The organism is Paenibacillus oleatilyticus, from assembly GCF_018998565.1.
GTDB classification, from domain to species: domain Bacteria; phylum Bacillota; class Bacilli; order Paenibacillales; family NBRC-103111; genus Paenibacillus_G; species Paenibacillus_G oleatilyticus.
Genome location: NZ_JAHNZO010000096.1, coordinates 1 through 423, shown reverse-complemented (window position 1 = coordinate 423; position 423 = coordinate 1). Strand labels below are relative to the sequence as shown.

Here is a 423-nt window from a genome sequence, read left to right as displayed (position 1 = left end):
GCCGGCACCAACTTCAACGTTATCCGTTCCGAAACCAAGGTCAACGGCGAATGGAAGAAGCTGGTGGTCGATACCGCCAGCCCATCGAAAGTCACCGCTTATGTCGGCTGGGCGCCGGGCGACTGGAATCTGCGCTTACAGTCGCAGCCAACCTTCGATGTGTCGGACGACGGCGATTACACCAAGGCCAACTCCACCCAAGGCCGCAAAATCGATGGCTACAACACCCTCGATTTTCTCGGCAGCTATACCCTGCCGGTAGGGAAAATCAGCTTCAGCGTGGAAAACCTGCTGGACAAGGAATACACCACCGTTTGGGGCCAACGCGCGCCGATCCTGTACAGCCCGACCTACGGCTCGCCTGAGCTGTACAGCTATAAGGGCCGCGGACGCACCTTCGGTTTGAACTACTCGGTGTTGTTC

The 423-nt window shown here is 57.9% G+C and carries 1 pseudogene; it reads left to right on the top strand.

The annotated features are described in order from the left end of the window. A pseudogene (locus KQX66_RS38830) lies at nucleotides 1-423 on the top strand (hypothetical protein); the annotation flags it as partial.